A 5,010-nucleotide genomic window follows, 5' to 3' on the forward strand; every position below is an offset into this window, starting at 1 on the left:
TACGCGCGTGTGTGGGCGGTGCCGCCGTCGATGACGTGTGCTTCGACGATGTCAGACTCCCACCATCGCACGACGCCCTCCTCTGGGCCCCAGCTCAGGTTGATCTTCACCTTCTCGGTGTAGGCGTGGTGGTCGATGTGGATGGGGAGCTTTCCGAACGGGGGCGTATAGATCGCTTCCTTGCGGACGCAGACCAGTCCGAACTGACGAAGGAAGGTGTCGACCTCGGGGTGCTTCAGCTTGTCGAGCACCTGGTGTCGGACGATGTTGCCGTGCTCTTCGAAGAGAGGGGGAGCCTCGAGTTCGAACGGCAGCTTCATGTAGCGGTGGTAGATGTTCGGTCGGTTCTTCATGTTCTTGCGTGCTCTTGCCCAAGATCTTCGTAGCGGAGCGGCTCAATCCTCGTCTCGCGACCGCGTAAGCGACGCGGAGGCCACGTATTGCAGGGCATCGGTCTGCCCGTCTCTCGTGTTGAACTGTTCACACGCCGTCTATGGGTCTCGAGGCGGGCGGCCTGTATGCTCTAGAGACGATGCAGAATGGGATTGTCGGCGTTCCTGTCTCGCCCAGCCCGCTTGCGCTGGCCCCTGCTCTGTCGCGCAGCCCGCTTGCGCCTGCCCCCGCGCTCGCCGCGCCTCGCGACTCGGTCGAGGTCTCTGGGCCGGCCTCACCGGCTGCGGTCGCCCCCAGGGTTGCGTCTGCCGCAGCCATCCCCTCGGCCGATGCGTCTTTCGCATCCATCGTCGGGGGCCTGCGCGCCCCCTATCGCGCCACGGTCGAAGCCGCCTTGGCCGCGTTGCCGCCTGAGGTTCCCCACGCCCTGGCCGACGCCGGCTATCGCATTCTCGTGGTCGAGCCCGACGGCCCCGCGCCCTTCGGGTTCACACCCTATCCGGTCGACGCGCTTCGTGGCGCCGACGTCTCGCAGGCCGTGCCGAAGGGGCGCAAGCTCGAGCTCAACGGCGCGCGCATCACGGTCGAGCGCTCTGACCCGTACTTCACCTTTGCCGACCTGGCACGCCAGCGCGGGGCCGAGACCCCCGACGAGGTGGCCGAGATGGCCGGCATCGCCGCCGCCCTCAATAAAGGTCTGGCGGCCCCCAACGGCGACATCGCGCCCGGCCAGTCGATCAAGATCCCGGATTACTACTACTGGCGCGGGCAGCGGGTTCCCACCCAGGCCTGGCTCGCGCTCACGCAAGAGGCCCAGGGCATCGCGGGAACCACCTTCGATCACCAGATTGAAGAGACCGACGCGCCGCCCCGGCTCATCTTGATGAGCGCGAGCGCATTTCGCGATCCGCTCATCGCGTTCTACCTGCATCACGAGATGGGGCATGCCGTCGCCGATGTGCTCGCGTCACGCGACGCCGCGTATGCGTCAGCGCTGCACGAGAAGATGGGCGCGCGCATGGAGGCCGATCGGGCTGCTGGCACCTTGCTGCGCCCCTACGCCGGCAGTGAGCCGGACGAGTTCCTTGCCGACGCGTTCGCGGCCCGCTTCCTGCCTGCGCCCGCCAGCGTGGCCACCGAGGCCGAGCGCCAGCAGCAGGCCCTGTGCAGCGAGACGCTGCTGTCCCGGGATCGGGAGGCGTGGCTGCTGGCCGCCGACATGGTGGCCCGCCTGCGCTGAGCGCGGCGCGTTCATCTCTGCGGGCGACCGCTCGAGGCAGTGAGGGGGGTGAAGCCCTCGCGAGTGCCAGCGTTTCCGAGGGTGACAGGCCGCGCTGGCGAAGATTCCTTCGGTCAGGGATGTGTGTGAGAAAGGGAGGAGTTCGGTACCCATGAGCGACGTCTATATGTATGCAGACCTCGACGCCCGCGAATACCTGATGGTCAATGCCCTCGGTGGCGGAAGCAAAGTAGGCTGCATCGGCCGCAACCTGGGTGCGCGCGCTCTTGGTCTGCTGCTTCTGGGGCGCTGGGCGGGCCATCGCGTGCAGGTCGTGGGCGAGTCGGATCCGCTCTTTGAGCAGGCCGAGTGCGCGTTCACCGACGTTGCCAGCGCAGCTGCGGCCCTCGTGCTCGCGCGCGACGGTCCCGACGAGCTGCTGAGCGCGGCTGATGGCGATGCCCGACTCTATGTGCTGCTCGGCCAGATGGCTTTTGAGGGCAATGCCGCTCTCGGTCACGCCATGGCGGCGCGCTTTGGTGCCGGCTGGAAGAAGCGCCTCGGTCGATGAGGCCCTCTGCATGCGTCAGAAGTCCAGCCGAGAGACGTCTCAGCCGCCTTCACCTCTCGTGAAAGCGCGCACGCAATTGTGCGGGCTGTCTCACCTTGTTTATCGTCCGTGTCAAGGACACAGACTGTAGCTGAGCGAGGTGACGGCTCCGCATCTTCGCCGGGATAGCCTGCCGTTCTGGACGATCTGTGTGTGTCCGCCGCGGCTTGCCATCTTCCCGCTGCCACGCTCGCTGCGCATCGAACATCGCCTACGGCTTGCCTGCGACCCCCACGTTGATGATGCCGCCGGATGAGTTGACCTGCTGGCCCGCGGTGACTGTCTTCTGATAGTTCACCGTAATCATCGCGGGTTCGTAGTTGTAGCCGTACGGCAGATGGTATCCGCTCATGGTGAGCAGCCCGGTCGCGTCGACGTCGAAGTCGGGATAGAGCACGTTGGTGTTCGTAATCGACCACGTGGGCGCGCTGAACTGGTAGGTGGTGCCGTTCTGTGTCATGCTGCACGGGGCGGGCAGCACACCGCTGTCACCCAGCACGTACATGTGCAGCTGCCGGCGGCGCACACCCGAGTAGTGCGTGTAGATGGTCGGGAGCTGGTAGTAGTTCGGGTTGCCGAACCAGTTGCCTTGAAGGTACGGCATGCCCGCCGAGAGCCACGAGTCGCCTGTCCACACGAACGGTATCGGAGGGCCATAGCTGAGCGCGGTGTTTCGAAGGTAGCACTGTGCCGCAACCGCATCACGACCAGGCGTTCCGTATACGGCGTAGGCGAAGAAATCGCCCCCGTTGACGCCCTGGGGCTTGGGAATCGTGCACAGGCCGTTGGCGTCGACCGATGGTGTGCCCGTCTGCTGCGCCCAGTGGCAATCGTAGGTGACCGTTCGGGTCACGTCTTTCGTCGCGCCGCCGATGAAATGGGCGGTGACCTGCAGCTGCACCTGTCCGCCGTTCTTGGGCACGCTGAAGTAGGGGGGGCTGATGGTGAGGAAGTCGACCGCCAGTGGTGCGTGCTGCACCGTCACCTGCGCGCTGGCCTCGCCGATGGGCACGGGCACGGGGTTCCAGTCTGTCGGGTAGGGCGCTGGGAGCGTTCCACGCACGATGCATCGTATGCTCGCAACCGATCCGTCTGCAGCGCTGCTATCGGCCTGGTAGTGCACGGTCGGGCTCGTGGTGGTGATGTGCGTGCCCGTGTTGTTTACGTTGAGCGGATCGATGAGCGTGCCGCCTGCTCCGCCGTCGATGGCGAACTCAAATGACGTACCGTCGAGCGCCAGCAGCGGGTTTTCGGGGGGGGCGAGGGGGGCGACGGTGACGTCTGCCGTGTCTTGACCGGGTTGGGTCGATACGGTCAAGGCTGTGGGCGAGACAGTGGGCTGGCCCAGCTGCGTATCGAGGTCTCCGAGCGCTGTCGAGTAGCAATCCGCGCCCTTGGTGGAGTCTGGGTCACGCGCCACGATGCACGCATCGCGCACCTTGGCGCCGTTCAGCAGCAGTTCTGCGAACGGTAGTGTGATGCGGGTTGCGAACGTTGTGGTGACAGGATTGGTGAATCCGATATACGCCGAGGCGCCGGCCTGTCGGAACGCCTGGTAGAGTGCCATGTGGTGCGCACTGTAGCAGAAGTTGGCCACGATGACCGTTCCGCTCAGCCCTCTGTCGGCTGCGAAGTGGTGACGAATGAACTCGGGTTCCACGCATAGAAAAGCGTTGTCCTTGCTCGTGCCGTTCGATACCGTGGCACACACTCCCCAGCACAGGCGCCCCAGGCGAAGGTCGCGAACGGTGGTGGGCAGGTCGGTATCGAAGAGCTGGTTGCTGCTGTGGGTCTGCTCGTACAGAAGGATGTCGTGGGCCAGCTGGTCGCCACTGTACTCGGTTACGAAGTGGTTTGTAACATCGACCTCACCCCCGTGCGTGTCGATGCAGACCAGGTCGTTCCCCCGCATCTGGGTGCGCAGCGTCGTCGGGGTGACGCCGCTGTCGATGAGGGTGCTCTTCACCACGAGCCCACCCGTGTTGGTTGTCACGGTCGTAGAGAAGTCTTTTGCGGTAAAGCCGAAGTAGTCTTGCATGCACCCGAAGCAGGCCACGTTGTAGGTGTCTCCGCGCTGAAAGGTCTTGCTGCTGCGGGTGCTCTTGCTGGCTGCGCGAACTCGGTTCGCACCCGTGTGTGTCGCGCCTCTCTTGCTATAATCGGTGACGCCGCGCGCGGCAGCCTTCTGCGCCCTGTCGCGCTGAACGAAGGGAAAGGACGCCTGCATCCCGTTTTTCAATGTGATGAACAGGTTCTGCCCGTCGGCGGAGAGCCCCGCGCTGGCCACATCGTCGCGTTTGAGCGCCGCCTGCAAGGTTGCCTGCGCGGCCGACAGCGAGAAACCACCGTTGCCGGACTGCGCGTCGTAGACCGCCCGCAAGGCGTGGAGCGTGTCGTTCACGGCCTGCACCTCAGACGCGCTCAGCCGGGTCACGACGTCGACCGTCACGACCTCCGACGCGAAGGGCTCCCCGCCGCTGGTAGCGATCACACGGTAGTGCAGGGTCTGCGCCGTTGAAGAATCTACGGTGAAGGTTCCCCCAAACAAGGTTCCCCCCGATGCATCGGTGCCGCCCGCGGCAAGCGATCCGAGGGTGGACAGGGTCTTGCCCTGGGCGTCGACCGCCACGATCTGCACGCCATCGATGCTGGCCGTGGCCTGCAGGCCGAGCGAGAAGGTGACCGAGATGGTGTCGCCCACGAATCCGCCGTCTGGCGTGGCGCGCAGGCGGGTGGTCTCGGATACTGTGGTGTTGCGTGTCACCGTGATCATCTGAGGAGAGGATTC

General features: G+C 65.2%; 4 protein-coding genes. 2 read left to right on the forward strand and 2 right to left on the reverse strand.

Annotated features, from left to right (window positions below; translation table 11 throughout):
- On the reverse strand, nucleotides 1–353 hold a 353-nt coding region (locus tag EB084_19290; protein ID NDD30408.1), incomplete at its 3' end, for a hypothetical protein.
- Nucleotides 354–532: 179 nt separating this feature from the next.
- On the opposite strand from EB084_19290, the gene EB084_19295 reads away from it, so the two are divergent.
- Nucleotides 533–1,633, forward strand: a complete 1,101-nt coding sequence (locus EB084_19295; GenBank protein NDD30409.1) for a hypothetical protein — start codon at nucleotides 533–535, stop codon at nucleotides 1,631–1,633.
- 151 nt (nucleotides 1,634–1,784) lie between these two features.
- The gene (locus EB084_19300) at nucleotides 1,785–2,183 is read left to right on the forward strand and encodes a hypothetical protein (GenBank protein NDD30410.1); all 399 of its coding nucleotides are present in this window, start codon (nucleotides 1,785–1,787) and stop codon (nucleotides 2,181–2,183) included.
- Between the two features lie 250 nt (nucleotides 2,184–2,433).
- On the opposite strand, the gene EB084_19305 is transcribed toward EB084_19300, so the two are convergent.
- Nucleotides 2,434–4,995, reverse strand: a complete 2,562-nt coding sequence (locus EB084_19305) for a hypothetical protein (protein NDD30411.1) — start codon at nucleotides 4,993–4,995, stop codon at nucleotides 2,434–2,436.
- Between the last annotated feature and the right edge of the window lie 15 nt (nucleotides 4,996–5,010).

It is taken from the genome of Pseudomonadota bacterium (genome assembly GCA_010028905.1).
In the GTDB taxonomy this organism is placed as follows: domain Bacteria; phylum Vulcanimicrobiota; class Xenobia; order RGZZ01; family RGZZ01; genus RGZZ01.